20 protein-coding genes and 1 riboswitch are annotated in these 21,842 nt (G+C 71.5%); of the genes, 12 read left to right on the forward strand and 8 right to left on the reverse strand.

What is annotated here, in order from left to right; genetic code table 11:
- Positions 1-28 precede the first annotated feature (28 nt).
- The gene (locus AB0389_RS27735; protein ID WP_366398230.1) at positions 29-457 is read right to left on the reverse strand and encodes a GNAT family N-acetyltransferase; all 429 of its coding nucleotides are present in this window, start codon (positions 455-457) and stop codon (positions 29-31) included.
- 245 nt (positions 458-702) lie between these two features.
- Here AB0389_RS27735 and AB0389_RS27740 point away from each other — a divergent pair, with 245 nt between their 5' ends.
- The 4 genes from AB0389_RS27740 to AB0389_RS27755 all read left to right on the forward strand — a co-directional run bounded on the left by AB0389_RS27740 (position 703) and on the right by AB0389_RS27755 (position 6,036).
- Entirely contained in the window at positions 703-1,194 is a 492-nt protein-coding gene (locus AB0389_RS27740; RefSeq protein ID WP_366398231.1) for a hypothetical protein, read from the forward strand.
- Entirely contained in the window at positions 1,191-3,107 is a 1,917-nt protein-coding gene (locus tag AB0389_RS27745) for a GMC family oxidoreductase (protein ID WP_366398232.1), read from the forward strand. Before AB0389_RS27740 ends, AB0389_RS27745 begins: the two co-directional genes overlap by 4 nt.
- On the forward strand, positions 3,104-4,018 hold the full coding sequence (locus tag AB0389_RS27750) for a hypothetical protein (protein ID WP_366398233.1): 915 nt from the start codon (positions 3,104-3,106) through the stop codon (positions 4,016-4,018). Before AB0389_RS27745 ends, AB0389_RS27750 begins: the two co-directional genes overlap by 4 nt.
- A 101-nt stretch (positions 4,019-4,119) precedes the next feature.
- A complete protein-coding gene (locus AB0389_RS27755) occupies positions 4,120-6,036 on the forward strand; it encodes a heparinase II/III family protein (protein ID WP_366398234.1) in 1,917 nt (638 codons plus the stop codon).
- A 9-nt stretch (positions 6,037-6,045) separates the two neighbouring features.
- On the opposite strand, the gene AB0389_RS27760 is transcribed toward AB0389_RS27755, so the two are convergent.
- A complete protein-coding gene (locus AB0389_RS27760) occupies positions 6,046-7,161 on the reverse strand; it encodes a substrate-binding domain-containing protein (protein WP_366398235.1) in 1,116 nt (371 codons plus the stop codon).
- Between the two features lie 184 nt (positions 7,162-7,345).
- Between AB0389_RS27760 and AB0389_RS27765 the strand changes: the two genes are divergently transcribed.
- The 6 genes from AB0389_RS27765 to AB0389_RS27790 all read left to right on the forward strand — a co-directional run bounded on the left by AB0389_RS27765 (position 7,346) and on the right by AB0389_RS27790 (position 13,816).
- On the forward strand, positions 7,346-8,365 hold the full coding sequence (locus tag AB0389_RS27765) for a hydroxyacid dehydrogenase (RefSeq protein WP_366398236.1): 1,020 nt from the start codon (positions 7,346-7,348) through the stop codon (positions 8,363-8,365).
- Between the two features lie 62 nt (positions 8,366-8,427).
- Complete coding sequence (locus tag AB0389_RS27770; RefSeq protein ID WP_366398237.1) at positions 8,428-9,702, forward strand: sugar ABC transporter substrate-binding protein; 1,275 nt, start codon at positions 8,428-8,430, stop codon at positions 9,700-9,702.
- Complete coding sequence (locus AB0389_RS27775) at positions 9,699-10,601, forward strand: sugar ABC transporter permease (protein ID WP_366398238.1); 903 nt, start codon at positions 9,699-9,701, stop codon at positions 10,599-10,601. Before AB0389_RS27770 ends, AB0389_RS27775 begins: the two co-directional genes overlap by 4 nt.
- Entirely contained in the window at positions 10,598-11,509 is a 912-nt protein-coding gene (locus AB0389_RS27780) for a carbohydrate ABC transporter permease (RefSeq protein ID WP_366398239.1), read from the forward strand. The genes AB0389_RS27775 and AB0389_RS27780 overlap by 4 nt, the downstream gene beginning before the upstream one ends.
- A gap of 10 nt (positions 11,510-11,519) precedes the next feature.
- Complete coding sequence (locus AB0389_RS27785; protein WP_366398240.1) at positions 11,520-12,260, forward strand: hypothetical protein; 741 nt, start codon at positions 11,520-11,522, stop codon at positions 12,258-12,260.
- Positions 12,261-12,451: 191 nt separating this feature from the next.
- A complete protein-coding gene (locus AB0389_RS27790) occupies positions 12,452-13,816 on the forward strand; it encodes an FAD-dependent oxidoreductase (RefSeq protein ID WP_366398241.1) in 1,365 nt (454 codons plus the stop codon).
- A gap of 482 nt (positions 13,817-14,298) precedes the next feature.
- Here the strand turns inward: AB0389_RS27790 and bioD are convergent, their stop codons facing one another.
- The 3 genes from bioD to bioB are packed head-to-tail and all read right to left on the reverse strand — an operon-like array spanning position 14,299 to position 17,516.
- The gene (gene bioD / locus AB0389_RS27795; RefSeq protein ID WP_366398242.1) at positions 14,299-15,012 is read right to left on the reverse strand and encodes a dethiobiotin synthase; all 714 of its coding nucleotides are present in this window, start codon (positions 15,010-15,012) and stop codon (positions 14,299-14,301) included.
- A gap of 1 nt (position 15,013) precedes the next feature.
- Complete coding sequence (locus AB0389_RS27800) at positions 15,014-16,309, reverse strand: adenosylmethionine--8-amino-7-oxononanoate transaminase (RefSeq protein WP_366398243.1); 1,296 nt, start codon at positions 16,307-16,309, stop codon at positions 15,014-15,016.
- On the reverse strand, positions 16,302-17,516 hold the full coding sequence (bioB, locus tag AB0389_RS27805) for a biotin synthase BioB (protein WP_366398244.1): 1,215 nt from the start codon (positions 17,514-17,516) through the stop codon (positions 16,302-16,304). The genes AB0389_RS27800 and bioB overlap by 8 nt, the downstream gene beginning before the upstream one ends.
- A 325-nt stretch (positions 17,517-17,841) precedes the next feature.
- On the opposite strand from bioB, the gene AB0389_RS27810 reads away from it, so the two are divergent.
- Complete coding sequence (locus AB0389_RS27810; RefSeq protein ID WP_366398245.1) at positions 17,842-18,996, forward strand: 8-amino-7-oxononanoate synthase; 1,155 nt, start codon at positions 17,842-17,844, stop codon at positions 18,994-18,996.
- Here the strand turns inward: AB0389_RS27810 and AB0389_RS27815 are convergent.
- On the reverse strand, positions 18,990-19,181 hold the full coding sequence (locus tag AB0389_RS27815) for a DUF397 domain-containing protein (protein WP_366398246.1): 192 nt from the start codon (positions 19,179-19,181) through the stop codon (positions 18,990-18,992). The two genes, AB0389_RS27810 and AB0389_RS27815, sit on opposite strands and share 7 nt — an antisense overlap.
- Positions 19,182-19,197: 16 nt before the next feature.
- Complete coding sequence (locus tag AB0389_RS27820; protein WP_366398247.1) at positions 19,198-20,064, reverse strand: helix-turn-helix transcriptional regulator; 867 nt, start codon at positions 20,062-20,064, stop codon at positions 19,198-19,200.
- A gap of 254 nt (positions 20,065-20,318) precedes the next feature.
- Here AB0389_RS27820 and AB0389_RS27825 point away from each other — a divergent pair, with 254 nt between their 5' ends.
- Entirely contained in the window at positions 20,319-20,762 is a 444-nt protein-coding gene (locus tag AB0389_RS27825; protein ID WP_366398248.1) for an ATP-binding protein, read from the forward strand.
- A gap of 71 nt (positions 20,763-20,833) precedes the next feature.
- Here AB0389_RS27825 and AB0389_RS27830 read toward each other — a convergent pair whose 3' ends face one another.
- Positions 20,834-21,307, reverse strand: a complete 474-nt coding sequence (locus AB0389_RS27830; protein WP_366398249.1) for a C40 family peptidase — start codon at positions 21,305-21,307, stop codon at positions 20,834-20,836.
- Between the two features lie 3 nt (positions 21,308-21,310).
- A riboswitch (cyclic di-AMP (ydaO/yuaA leader) is annotated at positions 21,311-21,527 on the reverse strand.
- Positions 21,528-21,842 lie beyond the last annotated feature (315 nt).

Consider the following 21,842-nt stretch of genomic DNA (forward strand, 5'->3'; position numbering starts at 1 on the left):
CCGCGCGACGGCGGACGTCAGGCGTCGCTCAGGCGGGGCCCAGCGGCTTCACCCAGCGTGTCCACTGCTCCTCGGGTCCGTACCCGGCCGCCCGCCAGGCACTGCGCGCCAGTTCGTTGCGGTCCAGCACCATCGCGTCCCCGCGCCGCCCGCCCAGCCGTACGAACCGCTCCTCGGCCGCCGCGAGCAGCGCCCCGCCGATCCCGCGCCGCCGGTGGTCCGGGTGGACGGCGAGCCGGTAGAGATGGCACCGCCAGCCGTCGAAGCCGGCGATCACGGTCCCGGTGAGGACGCCGTCCCGCTCCGCGAGGAGCAGGGCCTCGGGGTCCCGTGCGATGAGCCGGGCCATCCCGTCGTGGTCGTCGCTGATGCTCGTACCTTCCGCGGCTTCACGCCAGAACCGCAGTACGGCTTCGATGTCCGCGAGGCCGGCGGAACGTATGTCGATGTCGCTCATCGGACGAGCCAAGCAGAGCGCGGGCCTCCCGGCGAATGATTTCCGTGATCGTCACACCGCGTAGCGCGTCGCGCCCCCGGGATGGGGTCATGCGCATGAACCGGCCGGTACGGAGGTAGGGATCCCGGCTGATGAGCTCGGTCCGGTGGGGTGCACCCGAGGAGGGGTTGGGCGATGGCGATGGCGTTGAGCAGCGGCAGCGGCAGTGGCAGCGGTGAGCGGGCCGGCCGGGGGCGGGGTTCCGGGTGAACGCGCCGGAGTCGTACGCCCCCACGGATTTATCCGGCCCCTCGGCTGATCCGGGGCAGGAGGCCGAGCGGTTCGTGGCGGCCTCGGCCGCGCTGACGGGGTTCGACGCCGCCGAGCTGGCGGAGACCGAAATGGCCGGGATCTACCGGGAGTTCGTGGTCCGGCGGGTGGCACCGTCCCTCTACGCGGAGCTGGTGGAGAGGCTGGTAGGGACGCCGGACGACGCGCACACCGCGCTGGGCGGTGACGAGGCGGACGAGGCGTTGGGCGAACTCGCGCGGGCCGTGTGCCATCTCTGGTACCTGGGGGAGTGGCCGGGGCTGACCAGCGACGACGGCGGTCCTCAGCCCCGCCTGCTGTCGGGGCGCGCCTACGCCCGTGGGCTGGTGTGGCGCAGCCTCGGCGCTCACGCTCCCGGCGCGGGGCGGCCCGGCTACGGCACCTGGGCCGGTCCTCCGGCGGGCGCGGCAGGGGGCGGTGTCCGATGACCGGCGGTGGGGACAGAAACGGTGACCAGCACGGCGACCACGATGGCGGCCAGCACGGCGACCACGATGTGATCGTGGTCGGCGCGGGTGTCGCGGGATCGCTGGTGGCACGGGAGCTGGGGGACCGAGGCTGGCGCGTCCTGGTCCTGGAGGCGGGAGTGGGCGACGGAGCGGGCCCGGGCGGGGCGCGCGCGGTCGACGCGGAACGGTTCCGGTCCGCGCCGCTCAAGGTCCCCGGCGCGGCGATCGCCGGAAACCCGCTGGTGCCGTCGCCCGACGTACTGGACCTGGGCGGCCGTACCGGTGGCGGATACCGGGCCGAGGGGTACCTCATCCAGAACGGCCGGCTGCCGTACGCGAGCGGCTATCTCCGGGTGAACGGCGGTACGGGCACGGCGTGGACGGGGCTGGCCCCGCGGATGCATCCGGAGGACTTCCGTACCGCGGACTTCGGATACGGGCGCGACTGGCCAATCGGTTACGCGGAACTGGAGCCGTACTACCGGGCCGCGGAGCGCGAGTTGGGCGTCGCCGCCGATCCGGTGGAACAGCGCGACCTGGTCGGTCTGCCCCTCGCGGACGGCTACGCCTTCGCGCACCGCCCGTTCCCCGCGAGCCACGTGGACCGGCTGATGGCAGCGCGGCTCGACGGACGGAAGGTCACGGATCCCTCGTATCCGCGCGATGTCGAACTGCGGGTCGTCGGGACACCTCAGGCGCGCAACAGCGCCGCCACCGAGGAGCACGGCCCCGTCTGCGAGGGCAGCGCCAGCTGTATCCCGGTCTGTCCCACGGGCGCGAAGTACACCCCGCGGCGGACACAGCGGCGCTGGGCACCGGGGGTCACCCTCCTCACCCGCGCGGTGGCCGGCCGGCTGCTGGCCGACGCGTCCGGCCGGATCACCGGAGTCGCGTACCAGCGTTACGACGACCCCGCCGGGCCCGCCTCCGTCACCCGGCACGTGGCGCGCGGGACCATGGTCGTACTGGCGGCGCACGCGATCGAGAACGCCCGGCTCCTGCTCGCCTCCGGCCTGGCCAACTCCAGCGATCAGGTCGGCCGGAATCTGATGGACCATCCCGTCCTGCTCACCTGGGGCCTCATGCCGGAGCCGACGGGCCCCTACCGGGGGCCCGGTTCGACGTCCGGTCTGGAGGGGTTCAGGTTCGGTCCGGCCCGGGCCGCCCGTGCCCCCTTCCGGGTGGAGATCGGCAACTGGGGCTGGACCTGGGCCGTGGGCCCGCCCGGCCACGACGTCGCCGCCCTCCTGCGCGGTGGGGGTCAGGAACGCGGCCGGGGGCTCTTCGGCGCGGCGTTGCGGCAGGCGGTAGGTGACCGGGTCGGGCGACAGTTCGCTCTGCAATTCGAAATGGAACAGAGCGCGGATCCGGCCAACCGCGTGACACTCGATCCGCGCCACCGCGACCCGCTGGGCAACCCGCGCCCCGTTCTGACCTATGACCTGTCCGACCATGTGAAGAAGGGCATCGCCGCGGCCAAGGCGGTGTCCGACGAGATCTTCGCGCTGCTCGGGGCGGAGGACCACAGCGCGTACGCGTCGGGTCCTTCCCAGCCCGGATGGTTCGAGTACGGCGGCCGGCCCTACGCCTACCGCGGCGCGGGCCACGGCGCGGGTACGCACATCATGGGCGAACGGCCCGCCGACTCCGTGGTCGACTCCTGGCAGCGCGCCTGGGACCACCCCAACCTCTATGTGGTGGGCTGCGGCAGCATGCCCTCCCTCGGCACGTCCAACCCGACGCTCACCATGGCGGCGATCACGCTGCGCAGCGCCGAGCGGATCCACCGCGAGCTGTCCGCGTCACGCGTCACGATCCGCCCGGCGGCCCCCGGGAGCGCGCCCGGGCACGCTCCCGACCACGCCACCCCCGAGGAGACGGACACCCCATGACCGACGACATGACCGACGACATGACCGCCCCCGTGTCCGCCCCCGTGACCGATGCCGTGACCGACGATCTCTCCCTGCCGCCCGTCGCCGCCCCGTACCAACTCCCCTTCCACTACGGGGCTCTGCACAACATCGGCCTCGACTTCCTGGTCGACCCCGCCCCGGTGCGCAAGGCGCTGGCCGAACACCATCCGGACCTGAGCGCGGCCGAGTTCGAAGGGCGGGCCTGCGTCACCCTCAACTACCAGCTGTACTTCGCCCAGTACCCGAACGGGGGCGGTATCACCGAGGAGATCGAGTGCAGCGTCGTCGCGTACCCCACCGCCTGCGCCGACCGCTTCGCCCGCCTGTCGTACGAGGAGTACGCCCACGGCCACGACCAGACCAAGCTGCTCGGCATCGCCCGGCTCCATGTGCTGTGCGACAACCCGCTGGCCATCGAGGCCGGCACCGAACTCTACGGGGAACCGAAGTACCCGGCCTGGTTCGAGACGACCCTGCCCTCCCTCAACGGCCCGGCGGGCGACCTCTGGACCGTCGCGTGCAAGAAGGCCACGCACGCCTCCTCCGGCGCGGCCGTCGACCGTGAGGACCGGGCCCTGTTCTCCTTCTCGGCCGACCTGACCGGGCTGCCCCGCACCTCCGTCAACAACACACCCATCACCGGCTACGGCACCGACCAGGCAGGCCGGCCACTGGCCGGCCCCATGAACGTCTACCAGCCCTACCAGTACATCGCGCTGACCGGCGCGGCGGAGCGGGTGCGGCTCACCGTCCACGACCTGACCTCCGCCGTCGGTGCCGACCTGACCACCCTCGTCGGCGGCGCCCCAGCCGTCGGGGCATGGACGTACCAGTCGGCCCCCGTCGCCGCCCACAACCGCCCCTACTACGTTCCGCGCGCCGGCTGACCGCGTCACATGTCCCACGGGAGACCTCGCCGCTTGCGCCATGAAGCGCCATACTCACCCGGGTGAACGAACATTTTCGAACGGTAGCGAACATTGCTCAGGTGGAAGGGCTCGGCGAGAGGCTGCGGGACGCGCCCCGGCGCGTGCCGGTTCCCCCGGTGACCGACCGCGGGGTCTGGGACGCGGTGGACGCCGCCACCCGTGCGGCGATCCTCACGGCGGCCGAGGCCGAACTCGGCCGCCCGGCACCGGTGTTGCGCGCGTCCGACTGGGCGCGCGCCTTCCAGGACGGGGTGCGCACGGCGTACGAGGATCAGGCGCGCGCGCTGCGGCACCGCACCTCGCTGTTCGTCCTCGCGGCGGTGCTGACCGGGGAGTCCGCGCCCGCGCAGGCGCCCCCCGGCGCCGTCCCGTACCTCGACGCGGCGGCCGACGCGCTCATGGCGTTCGCCGAGGCGAGCACCTGGTGCTGGGCGCCGCACGACCGCTTCACCACCGCGCGCGGCGAGACCGTACCGGACCCCGCCGAACCGTTCCTCGACCTCGGCGCCGCCGAGGTCGCCTCGCTGTTCGCCTGGGCCGACCACGTCCTGGGGCCCCACCTCGACGAGCGGGTGCCCGGACTGCGGCGCAGGCTCCGGCGCGAGGTCCGGCTGCGTGTCTTCGAACCCTTCCTGCGGATCAGGGACTGGCACTGGATCGGCCTCGACGGCGACGCCCACAACTGGAACCCGTGGGTGCACGGCGCGGTGCTGACCTCCGCCCTCCTGCTCTGCGACGACGACGAGGAACGCGCCGAACTCGTCTCGCTCGTGGTCACCGGCCTCCACCTCTTCGCCGAAGTCCTGCCCGACGACGGCGGAGTGGACGAGGGCGTCGCCTACTGGTGGCTCGGCGCCTGCCGGCTGCTGGAGGCGCTCGATCTGCTCGCCGCCGTCGGCGGACCGGAGTGCGACGCCCGCGACCTGCCCGTACTCGCCGAAGTCGTGCGCTACCCGTACCGCATGCACTTCGGCGGAGCGTGGTACGTCAACGTCGGCGACGCCCCGGCCCGCCTCCCCGACGAGCAGCCCTGGCACGTCCTGTTCCGCTGGGGCGGACGGCTCGGCGACCCCGCCGTCAGCGGCCACGCGCTGGCCCGAGGCACGGCGCGCGGCGTCACCGCGGGCCACGAGGACGGCCTGGGCCGCGCGCTGGCCGGACTCTCCGACCCCGCCTGGCGCACCGCCGTCGGGACCACCGCCGGCCCCGGCAGCACCTGGCTGCCCCGGGACGTCTGGCTGCCGCGCGTACAGGTGCTCGTCACCAGGGAACGCGCCGGTACCGCGGAAGGGCTCGCCCTCGCCGTCAAGGGCGGTCACAACGACGAACGCCACAACCATCTCGACGTCGGCACCTACTGGGTCGCCCTGGACGGCGAGCCGGTGATCGTCGACATCGGGCAGCCCACGTACACCGCCGCCAGCTTCGGCCCCGACCGCTACGACGCCTGGCCGCTGCGCAGCGCCTGGCACAACGTGCCCGATCCCGGCAGCGGCCAGCTCCCGGGCGCCGCGCACCACGCCCGCGACGTACGGGCCGAGACCGGCGACGCCGCCACCGAGTGGTCCGCGGATCTCGCGCCCGCCTACCCCGAGGGCCTGCTCGGCGGCCTGCGCAGGACCGTACGGCTGGTACGAGCCACCGCCGGTGACCCCGCGCACATCGTCGTCACGGACGAACCGGTCGCCGGACCCGACCGCACACCCGGCACGCTCGGTCTGCGTCACATCATCGCGGGTGACATCCGGCTCGACGAGGGCCGGGCCGTGGTCGGCACGGCCGGCGGCGGCGCGCTCCAACTGACCTGGGACCCCGCGCTGCTGACCGCCGGTCTCGATGAACAGCCGCTCGACGACCCGCTGCTGCGCCTGTCCTGGGGCAAGCGGCTGACCCGGCTGACCCTGCGCACCGACCCGTCCCACGGAGCCGGCCAACCGCCGGTCCCGCCACAGGTACGGATCGAACGCGCCCGCTGAGCAACCGCCCTACGCGGACGGCCTCGCTCCCCCCGCCCTCGGCACCGACGAGTTACGGAGGACCAGCTCGGGCAGGACCAGAACGCGCTGCGCCGGGTGGCGCCGGCCTTCGCGCAGCCGGGACACCATCATCTCGACCGCCACCCGGCCCACCCGGGACTTGGGCGGCCGGATCGCCGTCATGGCCGGCTCCGCGAGATGGGCGACCTCGTCGTCGTAACTGACCATCGCCATGTCGTCGGGGACGCTCAGCCCCTGCTCCGTGAGGTACTGGGCGATGGACATCGCGTCCGGATCGCTGTGCACGATCAGCGCGGTGATCCGGGCCGTGCGGGACCGGTCCAGGATGCCCTTGATGATGTCCCGGTGCCCCGGCACATCGAGGGCGACGCTCTCCCTGACCACGAACTCGCCCGGCAGGTCCAGCTCCGCGCACGCCTTGTGCCAGCCCTGGGCGAGATGGACCGAGGTCGGGCTGCCCTTCGACAGCACCAGGCCGATCCTGCGGTGGCCGTGCTCGTGCAGATGACGCACGGCCATCTCCAGGCCCATCGCGTGGTCGCTGCGCACCCATCCCAGCTGGCGCGGGGTCTGCGTCCACCGGGATATCTGCCGCTCGACCAGGATGGCCGGCACCGGCAGACCGACGAGCCAGTCGACCATCTCGTCGAGCCCGTCGCCGTCCAGATTCGGTGCCAGCAGCAGCCCCTGGACCTGCTGGGCGGCGATCAGCCGGCTGATCTGGCGGCGGTCCTCGGCCGGGTCGTAGCTCGAACCGCGCAGCTGGATCTGGACGCCGAGCGCGACGGCCGCGCTCCGCGCGCCACCGACGATCTGCGGCCAGTAGTAGTCCAGCGAGGGCACCACCATGCCGATGGTGAACGGCGTCGCCGCCGGTCGGTGACGGCGCGCCTGGGCCGGATCGAGATCGGTCGGCAGTGTGGCGCCGCCGTGCACGCGGGTGAGCAGACCGCGCGCGGCGAGCGCGGCGATATCGCGCCGGATGGTCAGCTCGCTGACCTCCAGGCTCAGCGCCACCTCCCGCACCCGCAGGGAACCGTGCCGCCGCAGCTCGTCCATCAGCCGTTCCCGGCGCTGCAAAGCGAAGAGTCGCTCATCCGTCATCTGGACACCTGACCTTTTACCCGTTCGACTCTGAACGTTTCGCTTCGTTTACGTACGACCTCTAGTGAATCCGTACGCCACACCACTATCTCTATTCCAACGTGTTCGGCAAGGAACTCCGTATACGGCAAGGAACTGGTCGGCGCGGCCACCGCCCGCGCCCATGGGAAGGATTCGACACCCGATGCAGACGAAGCCCCAAGCGCTGGTCGTCATGGACAGGCAGAGCTTCGACGCGCACTTCGACGCGGCCCGGCTCGACCGCCTGGCGGGTCTGGTGGAACTGGGCGATCCGGTGTGGACCGACGACCTCGACTCCTCCTCGGTACGGGCCAGGATGGCGGAGGTCGAGGTGATGCTGACGTCGTGGGGCGCCCCCCGGCTGACCCCGGAGCGGCTCGCGGCGGCGCCGTCCCTCCAGGCGGTGCTGCACTGCGCGGGCAGTGTGCGCGGTCTGGTGGGCGACGAGGTGTGGCGGCGCGGGATCCGCGTGACCAGCGGCGCCGACGCCAACGCCATCCCCGTCGCCGAATACACCCTGGCGGCCATCATCTTCGCCGGCAAGAAGGCCCCCTTCCTCGCGGCCGACGAACTGCGCGCCTACGAGGGCTGGGGATCGGTCACCGGCTACGGGGACCTGTCCAACTTCCGCAGAACGGTCGGGGTGGTGGGGTTCTCGCGGATCGGCCGCAAGGTCGTCGAACTGCTCAAGGTCCTCGGCTCCACCACCTGCCTCGTCGCGGACCCCTACGCGGACCCGGCCGAGGTCAGCAGGGCGGGCGCCACCCTGGTCGACCTGGCGGAACTGCTCCCGCGGGTCGACGTGCTGACCCTGCACGCGCCCGAACTCCCCGAGACCCGGAAGCTGATCGGCGCGGCGGAGCTGAGCATGCTGCCCGACAGCGCGACGGTCATCAACACCGCGCGCGGCAGTCTGATCGACTCCGACGCACTGGCGGCGGAGTGCGCGGCGGGCCGCCTCTTCGCCATCCTCGACGTCACCGAGCCCGAGCCGCTGCCCGCGGGCTCGCCGCTCCGGAGACTGGCCCGCGTCATGATCACCCCCCACGTAGCAGGCTCGCTCGGTTCTGAGATCGGACGTCTCACCGACCACGCGATGGACGAACTGGCACGTTGGTCCGCCCGGCAACCCCTGCGGACGGAGATCACGGCGGAGAACTGGGCCCTCGGGCTGAGCGCCTGAACCCCGTACCTCCGCACGCACTGCCTCCCGCAAGAACAGTCAACTCGAAGGAGCCGCACATCATGAGGAAGACCCCAGCAAGAGCCCTGACGGCCGCCGTGGCCGCGACCCTGCTCGCCGCCGGCTGCGGAGGCGGAGGCGGAGACAGCGATTCCGGAACCACCTCCGACGGCCGTACGGTCGTCAAGATCGCGCTCTGGAACTACGACACGACCCCCGAGTTCAAAGCGCTGATCGAGGGCTTCGAGGCGGAAAACCCGAAGATCGACGTACAGCCGGTCGACATCCTGGCCGACGACTACGCCGACAAGGTCACCACCATGCTCGCGGGCGGCGACTCCACCGACGTCCTGACGATGAAGAACGTCACCGACTACTCCCGCTACGCCACGCGCGGCCAGCTGAAGTCCCTCGACAGCCAGGTCAAGGCGCTCGACAAGGCGTCCTACTCCGGCCTGGAGCCGTTCGACATCGACGGCCACTACTACGCGCTGCCCTACCGGCACGACTTCTGGGTGCTCTTCTACAACAAGGCGCTCGTCAAACCGACCGGCGCCGATCTGTCGAACCTCAGCTGGGCCGAGTACGCGTCCCTGGCGAAGGAGATGACCAAGGGCAAGGGCACGGACAAGGTCTACGGCACCTACTTCCAGACCTGGCGCTCACCGGTCCAGGCGATAGCCGCCGCGCAGACCGGCGGTGACCAGCTGAGCGGCGACTACGGCTTCTTCAAGGACCAGTACGACCTGGCCCTGGACCTCCAGAAGTCCGGCGCCATGATGCCGTTCGCGACGGCCAAGAGCCAGAAGGTCCAGTACAAGACGGTCTTCGAGAGCGGCAAGGTCGGCATGGTCCCGATGGGCAGCTGGCTCGCCGCCGCGCTGCTCGACGACAAGGCCAAGGGCGTCACGGACGTCGACTGGGGCATCGCCCCGCTGCCGCAGATCAAGGCCGACGGCAAGACGACCACGTTCGGCTCGCCGACCGCGTTCGCCGTGAACAAGAAGGCGAAGAACTCGGCGGCGGCCGAGCAGTTCGTGACGTGGGCCTCGGGCCCCAAGGGCGCGGCGGCCATCGCCAAGATCGGTCTCGTCCCCTCGTACACCGGCGACGAGGTCATGAAGGCGTACTTCGGAGTCAAGGGCATGCCGTCCGACGAGCTGGCCGCCAAGGCCATGAAGCCGGACAACGTGAATCTGGAGATGCCGGTCAGTGACAGGACCGCCGACATCAACCAGATCCTCGACGAGGAGCACGAACTGGTGATGACCGGTGAGAAGTCCGTCGAGAAGGGCATCGAGGAGATGAACAAGCGCGTGAAGTCCGAAGTCCAGTGACGACTCTCTCCAACCCCTCCACCGGCAAGCAGCGGCGCCGGCGCAACACACTGGTCGGCTGGAGCTTCATCCTCCCGAACTTCCTGGGCTTCGCCGCCCTGACCCTCGTCCCGGTGATCGGCACGCTGGTACTGGCCTTCACCAACTGGAACTCGTACGCGACGCCGGAGTGGGTCGGGTTCGACAACTTCCGGCGGATGTTCGACGACGACAACTTCTGGACCGCGCTCAAGAACACCACCTGGTACGCGGTCGGCCATATCCCGCTCACCCTGGCGGCGGCCCTCGGGCTCGCCGTGCTGCTGAACCAGAAGCTCAAGGGCGTGGGAGTACTCCGCACGGCGTTCTTCTTCCCGTACATCACCTCGCTGGTGGCGGTGGCCGTCGTATGGAACATGCTGCTGAGCCCCGAGGTAGGGCCCGTCAACCAGCTCCTGAGGTTCGTCGGCGTCGACAATCCGCCGGGGTGGACGACATCGAGCGACTGGGCGATGCCCGCGCTGGTCATCACCAGTGTGTGGCGGGACATGGGGTACTACATGGTGCTCTACCTCGCCGGGCTCCAGGCCATCCCCGGTGAGCTGTACGAGGCGGCGCGCGTGGACGGCGCCGGCGCGTGGAAGCGGTTCTGGCACGTGACGCTGCCGGGGCTGCGGCCCACCACCTTCTTCGTCCTGGTCATGCTCACCGTCTCCAGCTTCAAGATCTTCGACCTGGTCCAGGTCATGACCGAGGGCGGGCCGGGCCGCTCCACACTGGTGCTGTCGCAGCTCATCTTCCGGCAGGGCATCACCCAGGGCCGGTTCGGCTACTCCTCGGCGATCTCCCTGGTGCTCTTCCTGATCGTCCTGACCATCACCCTCGTACAGTTCCAGCTCCAGCGGAGGTCCGAACGATGAACACGACCACGCTGCGGAAGGACAGCACGGCGACCGGCGAGCCGCCCCCGGCCGCCCCCGCGCCGGCCCCGCCCGGCCGCCGGGGGGAGCTGGGCAAGACCGTCGGCCGCGTACTCCTCTATATAGGGCTGATCGTGCTGGCGGCGGCGATCCTGCTGCCGTTCGGCTGGATGCTCATCTCCTCGGTGAAGACGGACAACGAGGTCTTCACCGTCCCGATCCAGTGGATACCGGAGGAGTTCCGCTGGCAGAACTTCACCGAGATCTGGACCGACATCCCGCTGCTCACCTACCTGGGCAACTCGCTGTTCCTCAGCGTCACCATCACCGTGCTCCAGGTGCTCACCGGGAGCTTCGCGGCCTACGGCTTCGCCAAGATGCAGTTCCCCGGCCGCGACGCGCTCTTCCTCGGCTACATCGCGACCATCGCGGTGCCGTGGCAGGCGTACATGGTGCCGCAGTACATCATGATGGAGAAGCTCGGGCTGGTGAACACCCATCTCTCGCTGATCCTGCTCCAGGCGTTCGGCGCGTTCGGGGTCTTCCTCATGCGCCAGTTCTATCTGACGATTCCGGACGAGATCAGCGAGGCGGCGCGGCTGGACGGGCTCAGCGAGTACGGCATCTGGGCCCGCATGATCCTGCCGCTCTCCAAACCGGCGCTGGCCAGCCTCGCGCTGCTGACCTTCGTCAACACCTGGAACGACTACATGGGTCCGTTCATCTATCTGACGGACAACGACCTGTGGACCGTGCAGCTCGGGCTGCGTCAGTTCGTCGGGATGTACGACGCCAGGTACGCCATGATCATGACCGGTTCTGTGCTCTCGGTCCTGCCGATCCTGGTGGTCTTCCTGCTCGGACAGCGCTACTTCGTGCAGGGCATCGCCACCAGCGGAATCAAGTGAGGTGAACGCGATGAGCGGCGCACCCGTCACCGGCCGTCCTTCCCGGCTCAATGTGGGGTACGGGTCCTGGGACCTGATCTGGTCGTTCGTCCACCGGGTCCTGGTGGTCAACGCCGGTCTCGCGGTGGCGAACCTGCCGCTGCTGGCCGCCCTGCAACTGGTCCACCAGCCGTGGCGGTACCCGGTGTTCTTCGGGGTCCTGTCGCTCGGGATCGGGCCGTCGCTCGCCGCCGTCTTCGGCTACATGCGCAGGTCCGACGGGGACGAGCGGGCCCCGGTCGCCGAACTGGTGCGCGCCTACCGGCGGTTGGCCGGCCGGGCGCTGCTCCTGTGGGCGCCGTGCGTCCTGCTGGCGGCCGTCGCCGCGACCGACGTGTTCGTGCTGCGCCACTCGGCGTTGGGGCTCGCGGTGGTGCCGCTGCTCGTGGTGGCCGTACTCGTCGCGGGCGGCTCCGGTGTCGTGGCGATGGCCTTCCTGGCGTACGACGACGCTCCGCGCCCGTGGCGGCGCACGCTCCTGGCGGCGCCGTACGCGCTGATCCGCCGCTGGCCGCTCGGGCTGATGAACCTCGGGCTGCTCGCGGTCGCCCTCGTACTGGTCAACCAGGCGCCGCTGCTCGGCCTGGCAGTGCTGCCGGGCTGTGTGCTGTTCGTCGTCTGGCGCAACTCCTGCGCCATGATCGAGTCCACGGATCCGACGGCGGGTGCGGCGGCGGAGGCTGTGGCGACGGAGGCGCGAACGGCGGTGTGAACGGCGGCGGAACGGAGAGGGGGGCGATCCGATCCGCCCCCACTCCATCCCCTACGCTGACCAGGCACGACCTCGGACGGCTCATAAGCCGGCCTTATGAGGTCATAGACAGGGGCCGACTACCTGCTTAGGCATGCCTTAGTTTAGGCTTCCGGCGAGCCCCTGCCCATCGCTCGAAGGGAAACCTGATCATGACTCGCCCTCTGCGGGTGGCCATTGTCGGAGCCGGCCCCGCCGGGATCTACGCCGCCGACGCGCTGCTGAAGTCCGCAGTGGCCGCCGAGCCCGGTGTCTCCATCGACCTCTTCGAGCGGATGCCGGCGCCGTTCGGCCTGATCCGTTACGGCGTGGCCCCGGACCACCCCCGGATCAAGGGCATCGTCAAGGCCCTGCACCAGGTGCTCGACAAGCCCCAGATCCGGCTCTTCGGCAACGTCGACTACCCGGGTGACATCAACCTGGACGATCTGCGCGCCTTCTACGACGCGGTGATCTTCTCCACGGGGGCGACGGCCGACCGCGCGCTCGACATACCCGGCACCGAACTCGACGGCTCGTACGGCGCGGCCGACTTCGTCTCCTGGTACGACGGCCACCCCGACGTCGAGCGGACCTGGCCGCTGCACGCGGAGAAGGTCGCCGTCCTCGGCGTCGGCAACGTCGCGCTCGACGTGGCGCGCGTGCTCGCCAAGACCGCGGACGAGCTGCTGCCGACCGAGATCCCGCCGAACGTGTACGAGGGCCTCAAGGCCAACAAGGCCCTGGAGGTCCACGTCTTCGGCCGCCGCGGCCCGGCGCAGGCGAAGTTCAGCCCGATGGAGCTGCGGGAGCTGGACCACTCCCCGAACATCGAGGTCATCGTCGACCCCGAGGACATCGACTACGACGACGGCTCGATCGCCACCCGGCGCGGCAACAAGCAGGCCGACATGGTCGCCAAGACCCTGGAGAACTGGGCCATCCGCGATGCCGGCGACCGGCCGCACAAGCTCTTCCTGCACTTCTTCGAGTCGCCGACCGAGATCCTCGGCGAGGACGGCGCCGTCACCGGCCTGCGCACCGAGCGCACCGCGCTCGACGGCACCGGCAACGTCAAGGGCACCGGCACCTTCAAGGACTGGGACCTCACCGCGGTCTACCGCGCCGTGGGCTACCTCTCCGACAAGCTGCCCAAGCTGCCCTGGGACGTCGAGTCGGGCACGGTTCCCGACCAGGCCGGCCGGGTCATCGAGGAGACCGGCGAGCACCTGAAGTCGACGTACGTCACCGGCTGGATCCGGCGCGGCCCCGTGGGCCTCATCGGCCACACCAAGGGCGACGCCAACGAGACGGTCGCCAGCCTGCTGGACGACCACGCGAACGGCCGCCTCCAGACCCCCGCGTCGCCCGACCCGGCGGCCGTGGACGCGTTCCTCGGCGAGCGCAACGTCCGCTTCACCACGTGGGAGGGCTGGCACCGGCTCGACGAGGCGGAGCAGGCACGCGGCGCGGAGCAGGGACGCGAGCGCGTGAAGATCGTCGAACGCGAGGAAATGCTGGACGCGAGCGGCGCGTAGCACTTGGCGTGCGGCTGGGCCAGGGGCGGGGCGGCTTCCCTACGGGAGCCGCCCCGCCCCTGCGCGTGCGTCCACGCGGGCCCACTGCCGCGGGGCACCGGGCCGTCCGACGCGGATCACCGAGCGCACCGGTGACACCGGCGCCCCACTGCCCGCCGCGCTCGGCACGGCGTGCCGCCGCCAACGCCCGCCGACCGGCCCGGGCCGGGCCGGACTCCGGCGGTTCGCCCGTGGGCTGGACCCGTGCCGTACCCCGGCACTCGGTCGCCGGCAGGGCCCGGCAGGAACGACTGCCGCGCTGACCCGCGCGAGCCGGAGCCCGGGCCGTGCCCTGGGGCTGCCGCGGCCGGGCGCGGGTACGCCCGGTACCCCCGAGGCTCGGGCGTACCCGCGGGGCTGCCGTTCGCCGGGTCGGCGTCAGGCTTCCGCCGGGTGCCGGGCGTATCCGCCACCGGCACGGCCGTACCCGCGCACCGCGCGGGTCAGCGTGGTCCGTCGTTGCCCTTCGGGCCTGGCCAGGTGCCGAAGAGCTCCGGGGCCAGCCAGGCGCCGGCGTGCTCGCGGAACTCGCCGGGGGGCAGCGCGCCCGCGCCCGCCGGTACGGCGCCCAGCAGGGGCGCGCCCGCCGCCTCCGGCAGGTCCGCCAGGTTGCAGCGCTCCGCCAGGCCGGGGGCGGCCGGCCAGCTGCCGATCACCACACCGAGCGGCGTCAGCGACCGCGCCCGCAGCGCCTCCGCCGTCAGCGCGGTCGCGTTGAGCGTGCCGAGCCCGGCGGGGGCCACCACGAGGACGGGCGCCCGCAGCAGCACGGCCGCGTCCGCGAGCGTGGCGCCGCGCTCGTCGAACCGTACGAGCAGCCCGCCCGCCCCCTCCACCAGCACCAGATCGTGCTCGGCCGCCAGCTTCTCCGCCGCCTCGGCGACCTCGTGCGGGCGTACGGGCGCGGCGCCGGCCCGCCGGGCCGCCGTCGCGGGCGCCAGCGGGTCCGGGTACCTGGCCAGCTCGACGGCGGTCACCGCGCCCGCCAGCCGCGCGGCCTCCGCCACGTCGCCCGGCTCGCCCGGGCCCAGCCCGGTCTGGGCCGGTTTCAGTACGGCGACGGTACGGCCCCGGGCCAGCGCCGCCGCCGCGACGGCCGCCGTGACGACGGTCTTGCCGATCTCCGTACCGGTCCCGGAGACGATGATCACCGGCATGTCAGCCCTCCCGCGCCGCCGCGACGACCGCGCGGCAGATCCTGGCGACGTCCGCGTCACCCGTCACATACGGCGGCATCGTGTAGACGAGATCGCGGAACGGCCGCAGCCACACGCCCTCGCGCACCGCCGCCCGGCTCGCCGCGCCCATGTCCACGTCGTGGTCCAGCTGGACGACCCCGATGGCGCCCCGCACCCGTACCTCCCGTACGCCGGGCAGCTCCGCCGCCTCGGCGAGCCCGTCCGCGAGCCCCGTACCGATCCGCTTCACCTCCGCCGCCCAGTCCTGGCCGAGCAGCAGGTCGATCGAGGCGAGCGCGACCGCCGCCGCCAGCGGATTGCCCATGAACGTCGGCCCGTGCGCCAGCACCGGCACCTCGCCGCGCGAGATGCCCTCGGCCACCTCCGACGTGCACAGCGTCGCCGCCATGGTGAGATATCCGCCGGTCAGCGCCTTGCCCACACACATCACATCGGGAGAGACACCGGCCTGCCCGGCGGCGAACAGCGTGCCGGTCCGGCCGAAGCCGGTGGCGATCTCGTCGAAGATCAGCAGCACGCCGTGCGCGTCGCACGCCTCGCGCAGCACCCGCAGATACGCGGGGGAGTGGAACCGCATCCCGCCCGCGCCCTGCACCACCGGCTCCACGATCACGGCCGCCAGCTCGTCCGCGTGCCGGGCGATCAGCGCGCGCAGCCCGTCCGCGTACGTCTCGTCGTACGCGGCGGGCGGCGCGTCCGCGAAGATCTGGCGCGGCAGCACCCCCGCCCACAGACCGTGCATCCCGCCCTCGGGATCGCACACCGACATCGGCTGCCAGGTGTCGCCGTGGTAGCCGCCGCGCCAGGTTAGCAGGCGCTGCTTGGCCGGCCTGCCGAGCGAGCGCCAGTACTGGAGGCACATCTTCACCGCGACCTCGACCGACACGGAGCCCGAGTCGGCGAGAAAGACATGGCGCAGCGGTTCCGGGGTGATCTCGACGAGCCGGGCGGCGAGCCGTACGGCGGGCTCGTGGGTGAGCCCGCCGAACATCACATGGCTCATCCGGCCGAGCTGGTCGCGTGCCGCCTCGTCGAGCACCGGGTGGCGGTAGCCGTGGATCGCCGACCACCAGGACGCCATGCCGTCGATCAGCTCGTCCTGCCCGTGGGCGGGTTCGGCCAGCCGCAGCCGTACCCCGGACGCGGACTCCACGATCAGCGGGTCGGCGCGCCCCGGCATCGGACCGTACGGGTGCCACACATGCGCCCGGTCGAGGTCCAGCAGCGCGCCGGGGCCGAGGGCCGGCTCAGGCATTGGGCGCCAGATCGGTGCCCGCGCCACGGCGGCGGACGGACACCAGACCGGGACGGGAAGCGAGCACGTCGGCGGCGGTGACGCCGGCAGCGGCGCTCTCGGCCGGTACGGACCCGGACTCGGACGCAGACCCGGAGCCGGACCCGGACCCGGACTCGGACGCGGACTCCGCTCCGCCGCCGCACACGGACCCACAACCGTCCGCGCGGTGCTCGGGAAGCGTCGGCGTACCCGCGCCCTCCACCTCGAAACCGGCGTCCGCGATCATGTCCAGATCCGCCTGGCCCGCCTGGCCCTCACTGGTCAGATAGTCGCCCAGGAAGATCGAGTTGACCAGATGCAGCGCGAGCGGCTGGAGCGAGCGCAGATGCACCTCGCGCCCGCCCGCGAGCCTGACCTCCACGTCCGGGCAGACGAACCGCGCCATCGCCAGGATCCGCAGGCAGCGCTGTGGGGTCAGGTTCCACTCGGCGGCGAGCGGCGTGCCCTCCATCGGGATCAGGAAGTTGACCGGAACCGAGTCCGGGTCGAGCTCCCGCAGGGCGAAGAGCACATCGACCAGATCCTCGTCGCTCTCGCCCATGCCGGCGATCAGACCGGAGCACGGGGACAGCCCGCCCTCCCTGGCCAGCCGTACGGTATCGACGCGGTCCGCGTAGGTGTGGGTCGTCGTGATGTCGCCGTACGTCCCCTCGGACGTGTTCAGGTTGTGGTTGTACGCGTCGGCGCCGGCCGCCCGCAGCCGCTCCGCCTGGCCGCCGGAGAGCAGCCCGAGGCAGGCGCAGACCTCGACCTCCTCGTTCTGCTCCTTGATCGCCTCGATCGTCCGCGAGACCCGGTCGATGTCCCGGTCCGTCGGACCCCGGCCGCTCGCGACCAGACACACCCGCTTCGCCCCGCCCGCCACCCCGGCCGCCGCGACCTTCGTCGCCTCGTCGGGCTTCAGCCAGGTGTACTTGAGGATCTCGGCCTTGGAACCGAGCCGCTGCGAGCAGTACGAGCAGTCCTCGGGGCAGAGCCCGGACTTGAGATTGATCAGGTAGTTGAGCTTCACCCGCCGCCCGAACCACTGCCGCCGTACCTTCCCGGCCGCGGCCACCACGTCGAGCAGGTCGTCGTCGGAGGTCGCCAGCACGGCGAGCGCTTCTTCGCGGGTCGGCAGCTCGCGGCGCAGACCCTTCTCCACCAGTGTGTTCAGAAGGTCCATGGTGCAGATCCTTGCCCACCGGGGACCCTCGGGCCAAGGAGGATCCCGACAACACCGCCTGATCGAGGTGTGTGCATCACCACATCCTGTCCGGGGCAGCCCATGGTGACGACCTGGTGCACGACAGCGAGCGGGCTCCCGACGCCCTGCGACTCCGTCTCCGGCGTTGTCGTCGGTCAACGACGCTCCGCGTCGCCTCCCTCCTCCGCCTTGGATCCGAAGCCGCATGACGCCGCTCGCTGATCCGCCCTCTATCGTGCACCAGGTCGTAAAGTCTGTGCGCTGCCTACAAAAGGCCGCCGTACATCCACCGGAGGCCCGCACCGTGAACCAGCAGGATCCGTTCGACTGGACCGACGACGAGGCGCGCCGCCGCGCACAGGCGGGACTGGTCCGTACGCTCCGGCCGCGCCCGGCGGAGCAGGACCTGCTGGACCTGGCGAGCAACGACTATCTGGGCCTCGCCCGCCACCCCGAGGTGACCGGCGCGGCGGCGGACGCCGCCCACCGCTGGGGCGCGGGCGCCACCGGCTCCCGGCTGGTCACGGGCAGCACCACCCTCCACGCCGAACTGGAGCGCGAGCTGGCCGAATTCTGCGGCTTCGAGTCGGCGCTCGTCCTGTCCTCCGGGTACGCGGCCAATCTGGCCGCGCTCACCGCGCTCACCGCCCGCGACGGGCTGCTCCTGTCCGACGCGGGCAACCACGCCTCGATCGTCGACGGCTGCCGGCTCTCCCGCGCCGAGACCGTCGTCGTACCGCACGCGTCGCCCGACGCCGTCGCCAAGACGCTCGGCGAGCACCCGGGGCGGCGGGCGCTGGTGGTCAGCGACGCGGTGTTCTCGGTGGACGGTGACGCGGCGCCGCTGGCGGAGCTGGCCGCCGTCTGCCGTACGCACGGCGCGGCGCTGCTCGCCGACGACGCGCACGGCCTGGGGGTACTCGGCGCGGGCGGCCGGGGCACCCCGGCCGCGGCGGGCCTGGCGGGCGCGCCCGGCGTGGTGGTCACGCTCACGCTCTCCAAGTCCCTGGGCAGCCAGGGCGGCGCGATCCTCGGCCCGGCCCGGGTCATCGACCATCTGGTCAACGCCGCCAGGACGTTCATCTTCGACACCGGGCTCGCGCCGGCGGCCGTGGGCGGCGCGCTGGCCGCGCTGCGGCTGCTGCGCCGGGAACCCGCCAGGGCTGACCGGGCGCGCGAGGTCGCGGGCGAGCTGCACCGGCGGCTGACCGGCGCGGGGCTGACCGCCGTACGGCCGGACGCCGCCGTCGTCTCCGTACGGGCGCCGTCACCGGAGGCGGCCGTGCGCTGGGCCGCCGACTGCCGTACGGCGGGGCTCGCCGTGGGGTGTTTCCGGCCGCCCTCGGTGCCGGACGGCGTGTCCCGGATCAGGCTGACCGCGCGCGCCGACCTGACGGAGCGGCAGATCGGCGCGGCGGTGCGTACGGTCGTGGCGGCGGCCCCCGACCGGGGTCAGTGAGCGCGCTCGCGCTCGCGCAGGGCCGACAGGAAGGCCGTCCACGCCCCCGAGGAGAAGGGCAGCGACGGGCGGCGCACCTCCTTGGAGTCGCGCACGGCCAGCCGCCCGGGCCCGGTGCGGGCGTACTCCACACAGTTGTTGGCCCCTGTGCTGTAGCTGCTGCGCTGCCATGCGGAGCGGTTCATGATGTGTCCTGCCTCCCTACGGTCCGGCGCCGATTCCGGCACCGATTCGGGCGATGAGATCGAGTGAATCCGCGGTGGAGAGGGCATGCCCGCGCATGGTCCGGAACGCGGTGCGGTATGCCTCCAGGTCTTCTTTCCGCTCCAGATAGAGGCTATTCGTCAAATGGTCGAGAACGACCAAATCCAGATCAGCAATGTTCGGAAAAGTGAAAATAACGAAAGGCCCGGCGAGTCCGACATAGCCGCCGACAGCGAACGGCAGCACCTGGAGGCACACATGGGGAAGCCGGGCCAGCTCCGCCAGCCGCTGTAACTGCTCTCTCATCACCTCGGGCCCGCCCACCTCCCGCCGCAGCACGGCCTCGTCGAGCACGGCGTGCAGCCGCAGCGGTGTCGTGGCCCGCAGCACCGCCTGCCGGGCGAGCCGCACCTCGACCAGGGCGTCCACGGTCGCCGCCGGCAGCCCGTCCAGCGCCGCCCGGGTCATGGCGCGGGCGTAGCCGGGCGTCTGGAGCAGCCCCGGCACCACCGAGGTCTCCAGCGTGTGCGCGGTGCTCGCCTGCGACTCCAGGCTGATGAAGTCCCGGTACACCTGCGGGATCGCGCCGCCGTACGCCTCCCACCAGCCGGGTCCTTCGCCGGCCCGCCCGGCCAGGGCGCTCAGCAGCGACCGCAGATGCGGATCGCGCAGCCCGAGAGCGTCGAGCAGTACGGTCAGATCCTCGCCCTTGACCCCGCTGACGCCGGTCTCGATCCGGCTCACCTTCGACTGGTGCCAGCCGAGCAGCCGCGCGGTCTCACCGCTCGTCAGCCCCGCCTCCCGGCGCAGCCTCCGCAATTCCTCGCCGAGCCTGCGCCGCCGTACCAGTGGAATATGCCGCATGGCCGAATCCTCTCGCCGTCCGTTTTCCGCGCACCGGTGTGCGACGGCGGAGAAGGTATCTTTTCCGCGCCCGAATACGGTCTCCCGTTGCAGAGTTCACCGCTTTGAGCGACAGATATATGCAGATCTCCGCGGATCGGCCCGTGGCGCGGTGCGATCGGTGGCAGTCTGGCGCGAAGCACAGTCCGAGGCCGTCCGCGCAGTCATCCGTTCTGTGCCGGAGTGCGGTCCGGTGGGAAAGGGACGGCGTCGTCATGGCAGACCATCAGGAATCATCCATCACCCTGCCGAGCGATCCCGCGTCGGTACCCACGGCGCGAAGATATGTGGCGGACCTGCTGACCGGGTGGGGACTGCCCGGAGAGGCGGAGACCGCCGACACGGTCCGGCTGATCGTCTCGGAACTGGCCACCAACGCCGTGCAGCACACCTTCGGCCAGTCGCCCACGTTCACCGTGGAGGTCCGGCTGGAGCGCGAGGAGCGGCTGCGCGTCGGCGTCACCGACAGCCATCCGCGCTGGCCGCAACGGCTGCCGGCGGCCGTGCAGCAGGACAACGGCCGGGGGATGGTCATCATCCGCTCGCTGACCGCCGAGTGCGGCGGGCGGCTCTCCATCACCCCGACGCCGGACGGCGGCAAGACGGTCTGGATCGCGCTGCCCTGGACGGTCCCGGCCGACCGGAGCGGCAGGAACTGAGGGACGGGACCGGCCGGGCCCTGGCCGGCCCCGCCCCTCGGCTCAACTGCTCGCTCTGCTCACCCGTTCACTCACCCCACGCGGCCGTACCAGACGCTCTTGGACCAGATCTTCTCCAGCCGTACCACCGCTCCGGTCTTCGGCGAGTGCCAGATCTTGCCGGAACCCGCGTAGATGCCCACGTGGTAGACGCTGTTCCCCGAGTGGAAGAACACGAGATCGCCCTTGCGCCGCTTGGCGGACGAGATGTGGGACGTTTTGTTGTACTGCTGCTGCGCGGTGCGCGGGAGCTTCTTGCCGACCTTCTTGAACGAGTAGACCGTCAGCCCGGAGCAGTCGAACCGGGACGGTCCGGTGGCTCCGTACTTGTACGGTGCGCCCTTCTTCGACGCGGCGACCTTCAGCGCCTTGACGGCGTGGGTGGCCGCCTGGGCCTCCGGCGCGGCGCCCGGTGCGAGCACCGAGCCGCCGACCGCGGCGAGCGTGAGGACCGAAACGGCACCGGTCCGGGAAAGCAAGGACGGGACATATGTCTGCGCAGTCATGCGCAACCCTTCGTCAGCCGCCTGTGAAGGATGACCTGTCGGGTTCGGGCTGGCGAAGTTGCCCGGCCGCGGAGCCCTGTCGAGACAGTTCCCACGGCTTCACCCCAAGGGACGACCACGACGTGCGTCGTCCCGTACTGCTTGGGTCCTCCACTCCTGCCGATCCACTCCTGTCGACTCAGACACCCGGAACGGCGGCAGGACTCGGCGTCCGCCCGGATCGCCCCGCCGGGGGTGGCGGGGGCTTGTCGTCCCAGGGATCTTGACCCAAGGAGGAGCGGATTTCCGAGCTGAAACGACGATATGTGAACTTCCTCACGGCTGACCCGAAGGGGTGGCAAAGGGGTTTTTCGTATCGGAGCCGGGGGCGCCGATGAGGTCGGCACCTGCGGGGAAATGAGGCCGCGTCATACGCCTCCGGGCGCCCTGCGCAACTCGACTCCCCGGCCGTGTCCAGCGGGTTCGTCCCCTGAACGGGTGAGGCGTTCCCGTACGGACGCGTCCGTACGGGAACGCCTCACGCCCCCTCACATCC

Source organism: Streptomyces sp. NPDC093109 (assembly GCF_040701725.1).
Classification (GTDB): Bacteria; Actinomycetota; Actinomycetes; order Streptomycetales; family Streptomycetaceae; genus Streptomyces.